Consider the following 16,785-nt stretch of genomic DNA (forward strand, 5'->3'; position numbering starts at 1 on the left):
TATCAGCTTGGTTCCAAAATGTCTGACCCTTATATCACCATTATCGGCCTGGAAGTGCACGTGCAGTTGCTCACGGCGAGCAAACTGTTTTGCCCGTGCAGCACGAAGTTTGGCGCCCCGCCGAACACGCAAACTTGCCCGGTATGCATTGGGATGCCCGGCACACTGCCGGTGATGAATCGGCAAGCGTTCGAGCTGGGCCTGAAAACGGCGGTGGCGCTGAACTGCCAAATTGCGCCGTTCACGAAGTGGGACCGCAAAAATTATTACTATCCCGACTTGCCCAAGGGGTACCAAATCAGCCAGTACGATTTGCCGTTTTCGCACGATGGGTATTTGGAAATCAGCGATCCCAAGGGGCGGTTTGAAAATAAAAGAGTCGGCATCATTCGGGCACACTTGGAAGAAGACGCGGGCAAGAGCATGCACGACGAGGCGCATGGAAAGGCCGACAGCCGGATTGATTTGAACCGCACCGGCACGCCGCTGTTGGAAATTGTGAGCCAGCCCGACATGCGTTCGCCGCTGGAAGCGAAGGCGTATCTCACGGAGTTGAAATTGCTGCTCACGTATTTGGGAGTATCCGACTGCAACATGCAGGAAGGAAGTTTGCGGGTCGATGCCAATGTGAATCTGCACATTCCGCAGAGCGACGGTCGGCTGGCCAAAACGCCGATTGTGGAAATTAAAAACATGAACAGCTTCCGGGCCGTGGAGCGAGCGCTGGAGTACGAAGCACAGCGGCAATACGACGTGTGGCAGGAAGACCACGTGGAAATTGGCAAGCGGCCGAAGCAAACGCGCGGCTGGGACGACGCGGCGAACATGACTCGCGGGCAGCGAGAGAAAGAGGAATCGAGCGATTACCGATATTTTCCCGAGCCGGATTTAGTGCCGGTGACCACGACACCTGCGCAAATCGAAAAAGTGCGGGCCAGTTTGGGGGAACTGCCAGCACAGTTGCGGGCCCGCTTGGAAGCGACGTACTGGATCACTGCGTACGACAGCGACGTGATTGTAAATCAGGGCCGGCCGTTCGTGGCGTACTTCGTCGAACTGGCCGATGCCGTGAAAGACGGCAAAACGGCCGCGAACTGGGTGACTCAGGACGTGCTGCGAGTAATGAACGAGAAAAACGTGCCGATTGAGAATTTCCCAGTACGCGCCGCGGCGCTGTCCGATTTAATTGGCCGAGTACAGGCGGGCGATTTCAACACTAGCCGAGCCCGCGAAGTGTTTGTCGAAATGCTGGCGGGCAAATCGGTGGCGGAAGCCGTAGCGGCGCTGGGCATTGCCAAAGTCGACGAGATCGAATTGATCGCCATGGCGGGCGAGATTTTGGCTGCTAATCCGAAAATTGTGGCCGATCTGAAGGCCGGAAAGGCACAAGCGGCGGGCAATTTAATCGGCCAGGCGAAAAAGCGCAATCCCAACGTCAACCCGGGCCGCTTTCGGGAAATATGTCTGGAACTGGCGGGGAAGATGTAAGTTTCTCGTCGCCGCAGCAGTGGCTGGTGCATTTTGAATTGTCATGTCTGCAATCATCACTCTCACTACCGATTTTGGTTCCGGCAGTCCGTATGTGGCGGCGATGAAGGGGGTGATGTTGGGCATCCATCCGGCGGTGCGGCTGGTTGATATTTCGCACGAGGTGGGTCCGCAAGACGTGCGGCACGGCGCGGTGGTGTTGGCCGAAGCGACGCCGTGGTTTCCGGCCGGGGCGATTCACGTGGGGGTGATCGATCCGGGTGTGGGAACTGCGCGAAAACTGATTTACGCGCGGATTGGCGATCAGCAGTATTTAGCGCCTGACAATGGATTGCTCAGCTTGTTGGCCCAGCGCCACAAGCCGGCGCGGATCGTGGAACTGGCGAATGCGGAAATTTGGCTGCCGGAAGTTTCGCGCACGTTTCATGGGCGCGACATTTTAGCGCCTGTCGCCGCACAGTTGAGCCTGGGATTGGAATCGGAGCGATTGGGGCCTGCCCTGCACGAATTGTTGATGCTCGATTGGCCCGAGCCGCGCCGCAGCGGCAACCGCGTGGATGGAACCGTGCGGTGGATCGATCGGTTTGGAAATTTAATCACGAACATCGGCGCGGCACAGCTTGGCGACGCTGAGAAAATGCCAGCGGTCCGAATTCAATGTGCGGGGCGCGAAATTGCCGGTCTGGCGCAAGTTTATAGTGAGCGGAAGCCGGGCGAATTGACGGCGCTGATTGGTTCCAGTGGTTATCTGGAAATTGCGGTGGTCAATGGGAGTGCGGCAGGGATGCTAAAAGCCGGTGTGGGTGCGCCGATTGTGGTTGAGTGGTGAATCTGCAAAACCGCAAGCGCGGGGCAAGCGGGTTGTGGTTGAGTGGTGAATCTGCTAAACCGCAAGCGCGGGGTGGGCCGATTTTGGTCGAATGGGGGATTTGCTAAACCGCAAGCGCGGGGTGAGCCCTCGCGGCTAAATATTTATTGGTCATTGCTGATCTCTTATATTCGCCTTGAGCAATCATCTTTCAACCCCTTGCCACTTACTCCGCCATGCCCAGCCGTGACGAACTTTTGCGTTGGGATCGCGAAATAGTATGGCACGCTTTCACGCAAATGGCGGAGTATAAGCCGCTGATTTTGGAGCGCGGCCAGGGCTGCACGGTGGTCGACATCGACGGGCGAGAATATCTGGACGCCACCAGCAGTCTGTGGTGCAATTTGCACGGGCATCGGCATCCGCGGCTGGATGCGGCGATTGTCGAGCAGTTGGAGCGCGTGGCCCACGTCACGAACCTGGGCATGTCGAACCCCACGACCATCGAGCTAGCCAAGCGATTGGTCGATATTGCGCCGGCGGGTTTGAAGCATGTATTTTTTTCCGACGACGGGGCGACGGCCGTGGAAGTCGCTTTGAAAATGGCGTTTCAGTATTGGCGGCAGCGGCCCGATCCGCGGCCGGAAAAAACGCTGTATGTGGCGCTGGGGGAAGCCTATCACGGCGATACGATGGGGAGCGTGAGCGTGGGCGGGGTCGATCGATTCACCGCCATGTTCGAACCGCTGATGTTTGAAGTGATTCGCGTGCCTATGCCCGACATGTATCGGCTTGCCAGTGGAGTGCGGGCCGAAACGGCGTTAACGCATTATTTGGGGGAATTGGAAACGGTGCTGAATGACCAGCATCGGCGTATTGCGGCGGTGGTGATCGAGCCTCTCGTCCAATGTGCGGCGGGCATCATCACGCATCCGCCCGGGTATTTGCGCGGCGTGCGTGATTTATGCCGCCAACACGACGTGCTGCTCATCGCCGACGAAGTGGCGGTGGGCTTTGGCCGCACGGGCCGCATGTTTGCTTGCCAGCACGAGCAAGTGACGCCCGATTTTTTGTGCCTGGCCAAGGGAATCACCGGGGGATACATGCCGCTGGCGGCCACGTTGACGACGGACGAAGTTTGGCGAGCGTTTTTGGGGACGTATGGGGAGTCGAAAGCGTTTTTTCACGGACACACTTATGGCGGCAATCCGTTGGGGGCGGCGGTGGCGCTGGCGAATTTGCAAATCTTTGAGGAAGAACAAACGCTGGCGAAACTACAACCAAAGATGGCCCGCTTGGCGGAGCGTTTGGCGCGATTGGCGCGGCATCCGCACGTGGGGGACGTTCGGCAATGCGGATTAATCGCCGGCGTGGAGTTGGTGCGCGACAAAGCGACGAAAGAACCCTATCCGTGGCAAGAGCGCCGCGGATGGCGGGCTTGTGAAGCGGCCATGGCGGAAGGCGTGCTCGTTCGCCCGCTGGGCAATGTAATCGTCATCATGCCACCGCTGTCGATACGGTTGGACGAACTAGATCGGATTTGCGCTGCCGTGGAGCGGGGAATCGATAAAGCGGCTAGCGACTAGCAATTAGCGATTAGCCGGCAAGCCGATGGCCGTTGCTAATTGCTAATCGCTAGCCGCTAATTGCTTCTTTATTGCGCCGAAGATTTTGTCCCGTGATCGGAGCCGCCGATCAGCACTCCCATCGGGAGCGGGCGGCCGGCCGTGGCAAAATCGAGCCGATGCAGCTCCTCCTTGAGTTGGAGGTAAGTTTCAAAGCTATCGGGATAGGTCCAGAGCGTGACCGTGGTGTCGTGGGGGCTGTGCAGTGCCAACGCCTGGTGAAATGCCGAAGTCGGCCGCATGGCCTGCTCAAACGTTTCGCCCTCCTGCGTGCCGGTGGGCACCACCTGGAATTCTTTTGCCCGCAGTCCGACGATGCGGCCGTGGTCGGCGACAATATCCATGGTGTAGCGGAATTCGAAACCGTTCCGTGGCCCGACCACGCCGACGCGGTCGGCGATGTTGTTCAAATCCATGCCCGAGGTGCGAATATCGGAGCGTACGTCTTCGATGAAATCGTCCACGGGCACATAGGCGATGCGTCCGCCGAGCAATTGAAAATGCACTTCGTGCCCCAGCACGGTGCGACTGATGGGGGTGGGATAATGGCGGATTTCTACGGTCGGCGGCTTCTGTGCTTCCAGGCCTTGCAGTTCGGCTTCGCCGCGCTCCAAGTCAGCCTGGCTTTCTTCCAACTGGCGACGCAGGTCGAAATCTTCCTGCTTTGAGGAATCGAGCTGCTCCCGGCGATCGCCGATTTCTTTTTCCGCGGCCGCAATCATCGTGGCCAGCGATTCGCGGGCGGCACTTTTGGCGCCGCTGTCGGCGTCGACCGCTTGCGCTTCCTGCCCAATGCGGCGTACGTCGTATTCGATGGAAGCAGCCTGCTTGCTCAGCGATTCCAATTCTTCCGCAGAGGGTACTGGCGTCGTGGATGCCTGCACGATGGGGTTTTGGGCCCGCATGCCAACCACCATCACGAGAATGATGAGAATGCCGACGATGTTGGTGGTGATGTCGAGGAACGAATCCTGACCGGCGTGTTCGATGTTGGTGTTATCGTTGCGCTGCATGGGAGGGTGACGGGTGAGGGGTGAGGAGGTGAGGGGTGAAGAGAAGTAGGGTTCAGGGTTCAGGGTCGGCGGCGGCTAAACCGCAAGCGGTTGTACTGTCGACAGTCGTTAGCTTCGTTGTTTATTTTCGTTTCACGTCCCAGCCGCTGTCGGCCAGAAGGGTTTGTAAATCGGCGGCGCGGGCGTCGGCGTTGGGGTTCACGTTCAACACTAACTGCGGTTTCCAATACATGCTGCGGCCGGCGATGCCCCAACTTTTGGTGTAGCTGCGTATCGCGCTCACCAGGGGATCGACGGAGTCTTCCGTCCGCGCGCCCAGCGGAATGACTTGGGCCTGCTGATCCCGGGTGTCGGGCACCAGCACGAGCCGATCGGGCCAGCATTCCACGCGGATGGGGCGATCAACAGGAATCGACGCAGTGCGACTGTTGGGCAACGCCCAATTGTGGCCACGATTTTTCGCCAGGCTGCGCGATGATGACGAAGAGCTTGATGATTGCTGGGTAGATGGATCGTATGAGGCCGCGTTTTGTTGCTGTTGGGGCGTGAGATCGAACGACATGGAAGGCGCGCCGGCGGGCATGTTGGGATCGCTGGAGCCGCCGAACATACTGCTAGATTGGCCGCCTGAAGACGATCCGCCACTGGACGAATCGCCGCCTGATGAAGACGACATTCCACCGCTGCCGCTACTCCCCGTACCGCCAGACGATGCCGAACCGCCGTAAGTGCCGTAGGCGGAACTGCCGCCCAATGGTCCGGTGCTAACCGCGTAGGGACCGCCGGAAGAGCCGGCGCTGGAATTTGCCGCGCCTGCTGCGCCCGCCGCGCCATTGGTGCCCGGCGAACCGGAACCAGAACCCGACGATGCGATACCGAAAACTGATGGGCCCGACGCAGAATTGGGCAATAATACGCCACCGTATTCGCTGGGAGTGCCGCCGTTCATTCCACGTTCGCCATTGGCCACGGTCGATGCAGCGCCATTGGCGAGATTCTGATTGCCACTGTTTCCTGTGCCAACGCCTGCGGTGCCATTGCCAAAACCGTTGCCGCTATTGCGGGCGCCGGCATAACGGGGTCCGACATTGTCGAATTCAGGGCCGCCGCCATTTGCGGAGCCACTGCCATTAGCGGAGCCACTGCCATTTCCTGAGCCATTGCCGCCGGGGCCGGCCGCCAAATATCCGCTGCCGCCAGTGCCGCCCGGTTGATCGCCTGGGAAGCCAGGGCCAGTGGATAGTCCGCCACTGGGTGTTGGACCGCTTAACACCGTACCACTATTTGGTCCGCCGCCAATTAATGCAGAATTATTCGTGCCGTCGCCCGCCTGTCCATTTCCTGCCAGACCATTTCCAGAAGGAGCATTTCCAGCAGGGCCATTTCCATTAGGAGCAACGCCGTTTCCGCCTCCGTACATGCCGCCGCTGTTTAATCCGCTGCCGGAACCATTCGGGCCCGAACCGCTCATGCCTGAGGCACTGCCGCCAAAGGCGCTATTGCCGCCCAGATTTCCAGCGGGCACATTTCCCCCGTATGCTAGTGTGCCGCCAGCGTTATTTCCGCCGTTGGCGTAGCGATCGCCGTTGGGGTTGCCGCCACCGTATTGGTTGTTGCCGCCCCCTGTGAAGTTGCCGCCGCCACCGCGAACACCAGTTCGGCCAAAGCCGCCCAATGGATCGTCGGCAAACGGATCTTCGCCCAGGGACGGTCCACCGTCGCGCACCACGCCGCCGCGGAAAGGGGAAACGTGGTACTCCACTTTGCTCGATTTTCGGGCGAATAATTCGGGGCTGATTTTCGCGAGCCACTGCAACTGTTGCCGGGCGTCGGCGACGGCGCGCTCTTCTTGTTCTTTCAATTGCGGTTCGGGCTGCATGGGGAAATCGAGTTTCCAATTTTCCCCGACTAACTCGTAACCGAACTCGGCATCCCACGACGACATGGCGTCGCGCACCAAATAATAGGCAATGATGCCATCGGGGCGAACCAAGAGCAGCGGGTAGGGCTCATTCGGCAAGTCAGGCGCGGGGCGCGGAGCGTTGCGCCAATATTCCTGCGCGGCCCGCAAGGCCGAGGCCAGCGGATTGCTGGGTCCGCCAGGTCCCAGGAAATCTTCCGGTTGGAAGACAATTCCCTCGGGCTGCAAGATAACGCAGTCGGCGCGGCATTCGATGTAAATGGGGCGGCGGTTGGTTTTGTACATGCCCTCGAAGGGAACCACGGCATAGGCCGGCTGACGATTGGCGGAATCCATGTGGGCGCGCTGCAGATCTTTTTCCAATTGAATGCGCTGGGCGTTTAGTAGCGCGAGTTGTGTGCGGAGCTGATCGCGCTGCGGATCGTTGTCGTGGCTGGCTTTCAATTCTTTACCCGCAGCGACGAGGGCCTGCAGGTGATCTTCCATTTCTCTTGTGGAATCTTCCACGCCGGCCAGCTTTTGACGGCTGGTTTCCAAATCGGCCAGAGTTTTTTCGCGGGAGCCTGTCAATTCCTGGATCCGCAGTTGCAGGTCTTCCTTGGCATCGACAAGCTCTTGCTGCTGGGCAGCCTTGCCCGCCATGCGCTTGGCCGGATGCAGCCGGGCTTCGCGATTGATGACGCCCAAAATGACGATCAGCGTGCCCATGGTGCACAGGAGCACGTCTAAGAGCGGCATCAAATTAACGGTGTGTGTTCCGGCGGCGGTGGAGCGGCTCATGCGGAAGGCAACTCGAAAAGCAAAATCACAAAGTCCGAAATGCTAGCACGGTGCGCGCGGACCTACCCCGGCGCATCTCGATCCACCTAAAGATCGGCTTAATCGGCAAAGTCGATGAAGCGAATCGCCCGCAGTATTGCTTTGCGGCGAAGCGCGGCAAACTGGGCAAATCGGTGGAGGTCATTACTCTTTTCGCAATCGGCAAGAATTGCCAAAGCGTTCCCGACTGCCCGACCGATACATACTGTCGCACCGGGTGGACTAGGCATCTTCGATGCTGACATCCCAGGGGGGACGCAGTCCGGGTCAGGTCCAAAAGGCCGCCCGGACTGTTTTTATTTGACAAGCATGTAAGTTGTCAGTTGTCCGTTGCGACTGACGACGGACAATGGACGACTGACAATTATGCACTGCGATAAGTTGCATAACAGCGTGGGGTTTCCCACAAATGGGTTTCGACGACTGGGAACCCGCGCTGGGCAGTGAATTCGAAAATGAGTTTGGCGATGTTTTCGGCCGTGGGATTGGCGTCGATGATGTGCAGCGGCTCGCCGAGTTTTTGGAGCAGCGGCACGGCCGGATCGTCGCGGCACAAAATCATGCGGTGATCAAGCGTTTCGTCAATCCAGTGGCTGACGACCTGTTTGATGTCGGAGAAATCTAACACCATGCCGCGGGAATCCAACGCCGCCGCTTCCAACACAATGACGGCCCGACCGTTGTGGCCGTGCAAGTGCCGGCATTTGCCGTCGTAATTGAGTAGCCGATGGCCGTAACAAAAATCGATTTCGCGAGTAACACGGAACATAAGGCTCGATCAGTAAATCCAGGATCTGATAGTAAATTAAAGTGCGACAGCATTCGATTGTAGCACTGGCAGTATTGACATAGATAGTCGGCCGTTTTGAACTTCCCATGTTTGCCACGCATGCAAAAGGTGGTGCGTTATGACCAGCACACAAAACAAACAGAAAAAAGCATTGCCTGATTGGGTCGATTTGCCGATGGCGGTGGCCGCGCTGTTGACGGTGGCTTTTTACGTGATTGTGTACCGCGAATTCCCGAAGGGTTCGCTCATCCATCGCTATACGACAGAGCACGTGGTCGAGTACGTGGTGGTGGCGTTTTTCATCTGGGGCATTGTGGATGTCGTCTTCAAGCTGTGCGGCTTTCCTTTGGAAGTGCTGGCGCTAAGGCAACCCGGCCTGCCGGAGCGAAACGGCAAAGAACCGGTAGCGAATGCCCGGGCCTTATATGCCCAACTGCTCGGCCGGCCCAAGTGGTTTTTGGATTCCCGCTATGGGCAGCGGCTGGCCAAGGCGCTGGGTTATTTGCAAGAAAAAGAATCGGCCGACGGATTCCACGATTACCTGCGCTATTTGGCCACGCAGGACGAAGAAAAAACGCACGGCAATTACGGATTGGTGCGATTCATTTGCTGGGTGGCTCCGGTGCTAGGCATTTTGGGCACGGTCATTCACTTCGGCTCGGCCTTCGGCGGGCTGTCTGTCGACGAAATCGGCGATAACCTGGCGAAAGTGGTGGGCGAAATCGGTACGGCATTCAACACCACCACGGTCGCTTTGGCTGCCGCCATCACGATGATGTTCAGCCTGTTCATGTGCGAAAAGACGGAGCGCGGAATCATTCATTCGATCAGCCGGCGTGTCGATTTAGAGCTGCTCAACCGCTTCGAAGTGACCGACGAAAGCCTGACGCCCTTTTTGCAGGCCGTGCAAGTAGGAAACCAGGCCACGCTGACGGCGCTGGATTCCCGGTTGGAAAAACAGTTGCAAATTTGGGCCTCGGCCTTTACACGCTTGCAGCAGGAAAGCGACAAGCGGCTGCAAACACACGGACAAATGTGGGAACAATCGCTCAGCAAAATGCACGCGCAATTTGAGCACAGCGATACGCAGCGCGAGCAAAAACTGCTCAAGCTGCTAAGCGAAATGCAATTGCAACGCACCGAGCAAAAATCGCAGGGCCAGGCGATGCTGAACCAAATGACCGGTCTGCAAACTCACTTTGCCCAGTTGGTGGAAGCGCTGGCCGGTTTGAACCGCGGCGAAAGCGAGCTGGCGAAATCGCAACAATTGCTGGCGCAAAATCTGCAAGGCATTCGCGAAACGGGACATCTCGATCAGGCGTTGCACGGCCTGACGGCGGCCATTCACTTGCTGACCGCGCGACATGATTTGGATCCGAAAAAAGCCAGCCGGGCGGCGTGATTTTTATTCACCGCAGAGACACCGAGAAGAAAGCCACGGATGAACACAGATAAGCACAGATGAAAGCAATTGAAAAGCACAATAATCAGTCCATTGCTTGCTTTATACAATAACCGGCATAAGTAGGTGGTGGGACAATTTGAAATTCCGACAGCCGCTTTTCCCGACTGACACAGTCGGGCTATGTTCAAATTGGCCCACTACCCATAAGTATTGCTTTTCTGATCGTGTCCAATCTGTTCTTTCCGCATCTGTTTTCATCCGTGTTTATCTGTGGCTTTCTCTGTGCCTGTGCGTCTCTGCGGTTCATTTCTTGTTTGCATAAACCGTCGGATCAGCGAGTTCGATCATTCGAAATGCCGCCTGGCGTTCGGCGCATTTGTTGCAGTGCCCGCAGTGCAGGCCTTTGACCGGTGCGATGCAGGAAAAGGTAAGCCCCAGCGGGTAGTTGCGTCCTAGCTGCATGACCTCTGGCTTGTGCAAGTGGGCAAAGGGCCGCACGATTTCTAGCGGCGGCTGGCCCAGGCGCGACAGTACGTTTTCCAAAGCAGCGAAGAATTCGGCGGTGGCATCGTCGAATGGATTGCTTCCCAGCACGCCTAGCGCTAGCCGGCCGATGCCATGCATTTGACACCACAGGGCCGGCTTGATGATCAGCAGCAAATTGCGGCCTGGCAGATACACGGCTTCGTCCGGCGTGGCCGCATCGGGGGTTTGCTGGCCGGTCAAACTCCAGTGGCCGGTGTACAGATCGGCCAGCGGCAACTGCAGCGTGATTAGAGTTTCTAGCCGAGGCGTAGCAACCGCTCCCAGATAATTCCGCAAGCTCGCCAATTCCGCTGCTTGCCAATGCAGGCCGCACTCGATGTAGAACGGCTGGACGTGATCGCCTTGAGCGAGCAAATGTGAAACCAAAATGGCGCTATCTAACCCGCCGCTAACCAGCACGCCGATGGTATTACCCATGCGGCAAACTATACCACATTCGTTACGGCGCGGGCAGTTCCAGCGGTTGCGGAATTTCGTTGGATGGCGCCGATTGCAGCTCGCCGGGCGGAAATTGAGATGCTCTTGGCACCGGCTGCGGGGCGAGCACTCCCGGCGCTATGGTCGTTGGCGCACTGCTTGTCGGCGGCCCGGTTACCGTCGATCCGGCAAGCGAAGGGACGCCTCCCAGGCGGGCGGCTATTTTCGCAAGCATGACTTGTTCCAGTGCATGATCGCGGCCATCGGGGCCCATGGGAATCCAACCGCCGGTGACGGCGCGCGGGCCGTTGGGACGGGCGGGATCGCCGGGAAGCCGATGCGGATCGGAATCGAATTCGGTATCGCGATTCAGCGAAGTATCGTAGCGGAACGTCGACGCACCGGCGGAGCCGCTGATGGGATGCGGCACATCTTCCAGCTCTTTCGTCACCGTGACTTCGACGAGGTAGCCGCTGCAGCCGTTTTGTTGTGGAATAACGCGCACATACGCGCGCCGGCGAATCGACTGCAGCGTGCTTTCCCAGCGCTGCTGGAGGTTGACGGAATCTCTGCGCCACGGCTCGAAAATCGTGGCGCCTGGAATCGGGAAGGTGTCAATGCTTCCTTCCGTTTGCATGTTGCCGACCAGCTTGACGCGATCTTCCTGCGAGACTTGGAAATAATCGTCTACGATGTCGACGACTTGGTCCCACAGGTAATCCGGATTCATCGCCGGCACCAATACCGTGTTGTTGGGCACCGGCGGTCCCAAAATCACCACCGGCGAACTCGATCCTGGCAAGGTTCCGACCGTGGCCGATGGCTGGGGCAGAACCAGCGTAGCGGGCGCAGGCACTACGTTTTGCGCCGCCGGACTAAAGCGGGTGAAGGAACCGCAGCCAGCCAACGCGGCAGAAAATAGTAACAGCATGAAAATGGCGAACGATTGGCGCATGAAATCGCTGTGGAGGCGATGTGGATTCGCTGAGTTCGGCCGAACGGCCGCTAGGGAAAAGATCGGCTAAATAGAGCGGGAGTGTCCCCAAAACACTGTTTGACCGCAAGATTGGCCTTGGCGAGGAATGCACCGGGGGCTCTCCCGATTGCCGAGATTCCCTAACCCAAACTGCCTTGTTACATCCCGTTGACATTACCTTTCCCAATTTCCAGGGTTAAATGGGTGTTCTAGGGGGTCGATCGGTGAGGCATGAAAACAAACTTTTGGGATATGAGCGCCTTTCGGAGAGCAACGGCCTGCGCTGCGTTGCTTGTGCTGGCAAGCACGAGGGTTATTGCCGCGGACTACAACGACACACACTGGGGCGCGCCCGTTGATGGGCTAAAAGCAGGCGTCCGTTTGGACCCGATTGACCGAACGGAATATCACCCTGGCGAAGTGTTGAATCTGGTGATGGAGTTCGACGCCGAACTAAACCATCCTTTCCGTGTGCCGATGGCTGCTTTGTGTGAATATGCGACGGTTCATGTCGTGGGTCCGGACGGGAGAGAATGCATTTGGGATCCGGGTGGAACCGATCGTGAAGATGCTGGAATAAAAATCGAGGCCGACGAGTGGGAACCATACAATGATGCTGACGAAGAGCCCTACACAGCACCAATCCGGCTCGCTGCGGGGAAGCAAATTTGGATCGATGCCAAGACCGATCGTACGGTTCCGTTTTCACTAATCGTCCCCGGCACTTACCACGCCTGGATAGAATGCAAAATTGTGGCGGGAAAAAATCCGCCTAAACACGCTTGGCAGGGCACGGTCAAAAGTGGCGAAGTCGTGTGGACCATGGCCGAGTTGCCCGTGGAGCAGCGGCACAATGAGGTGACCGATGAGCAACAACACGAACTCGATGCCTGGCTGGCGCTGGCGAAGCTGAAAAATCAGGAGCTAGGCAAACCATTGACCGCCGCCCTAACCCAAGAAGTATTGCTTGCCGAAAACGAGGGGCTGGCACAAAAGCTCGTCGAAATTACGAAAAGCGGCCAGGCCGACGCCATGCCAATTTTGCTTGCCCGCGCCGGCGACATCAACGACGGTCACGCGGGCATTGACGGACCGTATTTGAAGCAGCTTGCCGAATACATTCTTGAAATCGGCGAAAAGTCTGATAATCAGAAGGCGGAAACCGACAAACCGCGATCATCAGCACGCTTCGATCCAGTCATGCTCTACTTGCGTTATCATCCGGATGATGCGGACATTCATCGGAGAGCCGTCGCTGTTCTGTCACACTTGGCGCGTTCGAGAAGTTCGCCTGCAGGATGGACATCGTTTTGGGCAGCGGTCCCTTATGCTTGGGCCGGGCTACAGGAATTGGGAGAATTGAAACCGGGAATGACGCGGCAACAGGCGGAAGATTTGCTCGGTCCGCCCGATGATTTATCAACGGGCTTTCGTTTTGGAAACGGGATAGGAGGTGGCGGTTTTGGCGGTGGTGGAAACAGCCCGGCAGCAGCGCAGGCGAAGGCATCCGCGGCAGCCAATTTGGCGAAAAATCCGGATGAACTTCAGTGGACTGCGGCCATGCTGCCAGGCCATGAAAATCCGACGCCGGCAGTTCTCAAGGCGGAATTGAAGGATGGCAAAACCAGGGCCTGGAAAATCCATTGGCCGGGCGAATTTCGGGGCAAAAATCCGTACGACATGCCCGGTGGCGATCCGAACTGAGAAAATCTAATTCCGGGAACTTCTGGGGTCATCATCGCGTCAAAATGGCAAATAAACTGAAAGCATCTGTGACCCAATTCATGGGCTATTCCGTCGGAGCCAGGTCAGAAAGTGCAAAACGCTTAATAAACGGTTCAGTGTAGACGGAGGTTTTATGCCAGCAAGCGTTTTGAAGGGGCGGAGACTTTGGTTGTCGATTTTGATATCCGGAGTGCTCTGCGGTACAGTTGTATTTGCACACCATGTCGCTTTGGCCAGGGATATGGACCACGCACCCGGCGATAAGCTCCCACAGGATGTTCCGGTCAATCAGGTGCCACGGCCGGTTGTGGCAGCGCTCCAGCGGCAGTTTGCTGATGCGAAAATCGTGAGCGCCGCCTTTTCCAGCACCGGCTTGGATGTGGATAGTTGGTGGCTGAGCGTCAAGGTGGGAAAGGAACAGTTGGAAGTGGGAGTCGACGGAATCTCGGGTAGTTATCGAGTCAACACCATCAAAAAGCCAATTGCCGTGGCCGATGTGCCCAAGGCGGTGAGGGAGGCCGTCGACAAGCGGTATTCTAAAGCCGAAATTCAAAACGCCTGGGAAGTTCAAAGCGGGCTGATTGCGCTGCCGCCGGGCAAGACGAGACCCCCCGGGTATGAAGTGACGATTCTCACCGCCGAGCATGAGAAATGCATAATTGATTTATTGCCGGGGTTTAGGCGAACTGCAAAAGGCGAGAACGAGCCTGACCCCAACAAAATGGAAATCGACGGTGAGTCGATTCTGAAGGACGGGAACCAATAGCGAGGCCGCAGCGTCCAACCTCCAAGAAAGTTACCCTGAGCATACCCTGGTTGTGGGAAACGGAGGATTCCATGAAATGCTGCCAGCCGATTCGATTTGCCGTTGCTATCACGCTCGTCTCCTTACTCGTTCCCGCGATTGCCGCGGCCCAAGGGGTGCTCATCAATATCAACGAAGGCGACCACGTGATTCTGCCGCGGCCGCCGATCATTATCGAGCCAGGCCCTTGGCCGCACCCACGTCCGCAACCAGAACCGTCCAGCTACAAAATCAAATCGTTGGAGGTGAATGTCAAACTCGACGGTCAAATTGCCCGCGTGCAAACCAGCCAATTGTTTGTGAACACAGGCAGCCGGCCGATGGAAGTTTGCTTTGTGTTTCCGCTGCCTTACGACGGGGCGGTCGATCAGCTCACCTTGCAGATCGACGGGCAGGAATATCCGGCGAAGCTGCTCGATGCCAAAGATGCGCGGCGGATGTACGAGGACATTGTCCGAAAAAATAAAGACCCCGCGCTGCTGGAATGGATGGGCACGGGCTTGTTCAAAACGAGCGTGTTTCCGGTGCCTCCGGGGGGCGAGCGGAAAGTGACGCTGCGCTATTCGCAATTGTGCCGGCAATGGGACGGGCTGACCGATTTTATCTTCCCGCTTAGCACGGCCAAATACACTTCGCAGCCGGTGGATGAAATCAAATTCCAGGCGGCCATCGAAAGCGACGCCGACATCAAGAACGTCTACAGTCCCAGCCACGCCGTCGACATCAAGCGGCCCGACGCCAAGCACGCCCTCATCAGCTACACGGCCAAAAGCACGGTGCCGACGGACGACTTTCGCTTGTTTTACGACGTGGGAAAAGATTTGGTCGGCACGCGCATTCTCAGCTACCGGCCCGATGCGGGTGAAGACGGTTACTTTTTGCTGCTGACCAGTCCGCAAATCAAGGCCGGCGATGCGGCCGCGGCCAAAAAAACCGTAGTGCTGGCGATCGATCGTTCCGGCAGCATGAGCGGTGAAAAAATCGACCAGGCCAAAGCCGCCGCCAAGTTCGTCGTCGAGCATTTGCACGAGGGGGATTTATTCAACCTGATTGCATACGACAGCGACGTGGAAAGTTGGAAGCCGGAGTTGCAAAAATTCGACGACGACAGCCGGAAAGCCGCCGTTGGCTTTATCGAAGGCATTTACGCCGGCGGCAGCACCAACATCAACGGCGCGCTGGGCACGGCACTGTCGCAATTGCATGATGCCGGGCGGCCGAACTTCGTCATCTTTCTGACCGACGGCATTCCCACCGTCGGCGAAACCAACGAAAGTAAAATTATCGCCAATGCCAAAGCCAATAATACGGTGCGGGCCCGCATTTTCGATTTTGGCGTTGGTTACGACGTGAACAGCCGCCTTTTGGATAAGCTGGCCCGCGAGAATTTCGGACTGACTGAATATGTGCGGCCCAACGAGAACATTGAAGGGGCGGTGGCGGCGCTTTACAGCCGCATTGGCTCGCCGGTGATGACGGGCGTGAAGCTGACGGTTGACGTCGATGGCCTCAAGCCGGAAGACGGGTCGGTGGTGAACCGGGTTTATCCCAAAGATGTGTTCGATTTGTTCGCCGGCGAGCAGTTGGTAATGGTAGGGCGCTACAAAAAATCAGGTGCTGCGAAAATTACCATCACCGGCCATGTTGGCGACGGCGCTAGTGACAACGCCGAACAGAAATTCGACTTTCCCGCGAACTTGGTGGATCACAGCGCGGATGAATCGCAAGCCTTCATCGAAAAACTGTGGGCCGTACGGCGGGTGGGCGAAATTCTGGACGAGATCGATTTGAACGGCCGCAACGAAGAACTGGTGAAAGAATTAGTTTCACAGTCGCTGAAGCACGGCATCATCACGCCGTACACTTCGTTCCTGGCCGACGAAAACGGAGGGCGCGATTTAGCATCGGACGCCAAAGAGGCAGGCGTACGGTTGCAAGAATTGGACCGTTCCCTCGACGGCGAGCAAGGCGTGGAGCAGCGCGTGGCCAAGCATGTATTGCAGCAAGTGAATCAGCCCGCCGCTGCAACTCCGATGGGATTGGGCGGTGGCTATGGTGGTGGCGGTCAAATTGCGGGCGATACGGCCGGAGGTAGATTCGGCTGGTATAGCGGTGCGCCGGCCGGCGCTTCCAACATGACCACTGCTGCCCCTGCGCTGCAGGCTGATAAGTTTTATGCGGCCGTGGATGGCAGTAAAGACGAGGCGGCCAAAGTGATTCAAAATGTTCGCCAAATCGGCCGCAAAACGTTTTTCCGCCGCAGCGATCGCTGGGTCGATTCGGCCGTGACCCCAGACTTGGAAAAAACCACCGTGAAGAACAAGCGTTTTAGCCCGGAATACTTCCAGCTGATCGACGAACACGGGCACGATATCGGCAAATATCTGTCGCTCGACGAACCGGTGACGTTGGAATTGGACGGCCAAGCGTACGAAATTGACGAATGA

The 16,785-nt window shown here is 57.5% G+C and carries 12 protein-coding genes; 7 read left to right on the plus strand and 5 right to left on the minus strand.

The annotated features are described in order from the left end of the window. The first annotated feature begins 18 nt into the window (after window positions 1-18). From gatB to bioA, 3 genes are all read left to right on the plus strand, one after another. On the plus strand, window positions 19-1,488 hold the full coding sequence (gene gatB / locus VMJ32_06910; GenBank protein ID HTQ38739.1) for an Asp-tRNA(Asn)/Glu-tRNA(Gln) amidotransferase subunit GatB: 1,470 nt from the start codon (window positions 19-21) through the stop codon (window positions 1,486-1,488). A gap of 43 nt (window positions 1,489-1,531) precedes the next feature. Beyond that, entirely contained in the window at window positions 1,532-2,317 is a 786-nt protein-coding gene (locus VMJ32_06915) for an SAM-dependent chlorinase/fluorinase (GenBank protein ID HTQ38740.1), read from the plus strand. A gap of 215 nt (window positions 2,318-2,532) precedes the next feature. Beyond that, the gene (gene bioA, locus VMJ32_06920) at window positions 2,533-3,882 is read left to right on the plus strand and encodes an adenosylmethionine--8-amino-7-oxononanoate transaminase (protein HTQ38741.1); all 1,350 of its coding nucleotides are present in this window, start codon (window positions 2,533-2,535) and stop codon (window positions 3,880-3,882) included. A 68-nt stretch (window positions 3,883-3,950) separates the two neighbouring features. Here the strand turns inward: bioA and VMJ32_06925 are convergent, their stop codons facing one another. The 3 genes from VMJ32_06925 to VMJ32_06935 all read right to left on the minus strand — a co-directional run bounded on the left by VMJ32_06925 (window position 3,951) and on the right by VMJ32_06935 (window position 8,443). Next, window positions 3,951-4,934: a hypothetical protein gene (locus VMJ32_06925; GenBank protein HTQ38742.1), complete on the minus strand. Its 984-nt coding sequence runs from the start codon at window positions 4,932-4,934 to the stop codon at window positions 3,951-3,953. 121 nt (window positions 4,935-5,055) lie between these two features. Beyond that, the gene (locus VMJ32_06930) at window positions 5,056-7,635 is read right to left on the minus strand and encodes a hypothetical protein (GenBank protein ID HTQ38743.1); all 2,580 of its coding nucleotides are present in this window, start codon (window positions 7,633-7,635) and stop codon (window positions 5,056-5,058) included. Window positions 7,636-8,038: 403 nt separating this feature from the next. Continuing rightward, complete coding sequence (locus VMJ32_06935) at window positions 8,039-8,443, minus strand: 6-carboxytetrahydropterin synthase (protein ID HTQ38744.1); 405 nt, start codon at window positions 8,441-8,443, stop codon at window positions 8,039-8,041. Between the two features lie 139 nt (window positions 8,444-8,582). Here VMJ32_06935 and VMJ32_06940 point away from each other — a divergent pair, with 139 nt between their 5' ends. Next, window positions 8,583-9,866: a MotA/TolQ/ExbB proton channel family protein gene (locus VMJ32_06940; GenBank protein ID HTQ38745.1), complete on the plus strand. Its 1,284-nt coding sequence runs from the start codon at window positions 8,583-8,585 to the stop codon at window positions 9,864-9,866. Window positions 9,867-10,172: 306 nt separating this feature from the next. Here the strand turns inward: VMJ32_06940 and VMJ32_06945 are convergent, their stop codons facing one another. Beyond that, window positions 10,173-10,832 (minus strand): 7-cyano-7-deazaguanine synthase, encoded by a 660-nt coding sequence (locus VMJ32_06945; GenBank protein ID HTQ38746.1) that lies wholly within the window; start codon window positions 10,830-10,832, stop codon window positions 10,173-10,175. Between the two features lie 22 nt (window positions 10,833-10,854). After that, window positions 10,855-11,787, minus strand: coding sequence for a hypothetical protein (locus VMJ32_06950; protein HTQ38747.1), 933 nt, complete (start codon window positions 11,785-11,787; stop codon window positions 10,855-10,857). 252 nt (window positions 11,788-12,039) lie between these two features. Between VMJ32_06950 and VMJ32_06955 the strand changes: the two genes are divergently transcribed. The 3 genes from VMJ32_06955 to VMJ32_06965 all read left to right on the plus strand — a co-directional run bounded on the left by VMJ32_06955 (window position 12,040) and on the right by VMJ32_06965 (window position 16,785). Beyond that, entirely contained in the window at window positions 12,040-13,512 is a 1,473-nt protein-coding gene (locus tag VMJ32_06955; GenBank protein ID HTQ38748.1) for a hypothetical protein, read from the plus strand. Between the two features lie 262 nt (window positions 13,513-13,774). Further along, a complete protein-coding gene (locus VMJ32_06960; protein ID HTQ38749.1) occupies window positions 13,775-14,299 on the plus strand; it encodes a hypothetical protein in 525 nt (174 codons plus the stop codon). 71 nt (window positions 14,300-14,370) lie between these two features. Continuing rightward, window positions 14,371-16,785 (plus strand): VIT and VWA domain-containing protein, encoded by a 2,415-nt coding sequence (locus VMJ32_06965; GenBank protein ID HTQ38750.1) that lies wholly within the window; start codon window positions 14,371-14,373, stop codon window positions 16,783-16,785.

This window comes from Pirellulales bacterium (assembly GCA_035499655.1).
Lineage (GTDB): Bacteria > Planctomycetota > Planctomycetia > Pirellulales > JADZDJ01 > DATJYL01.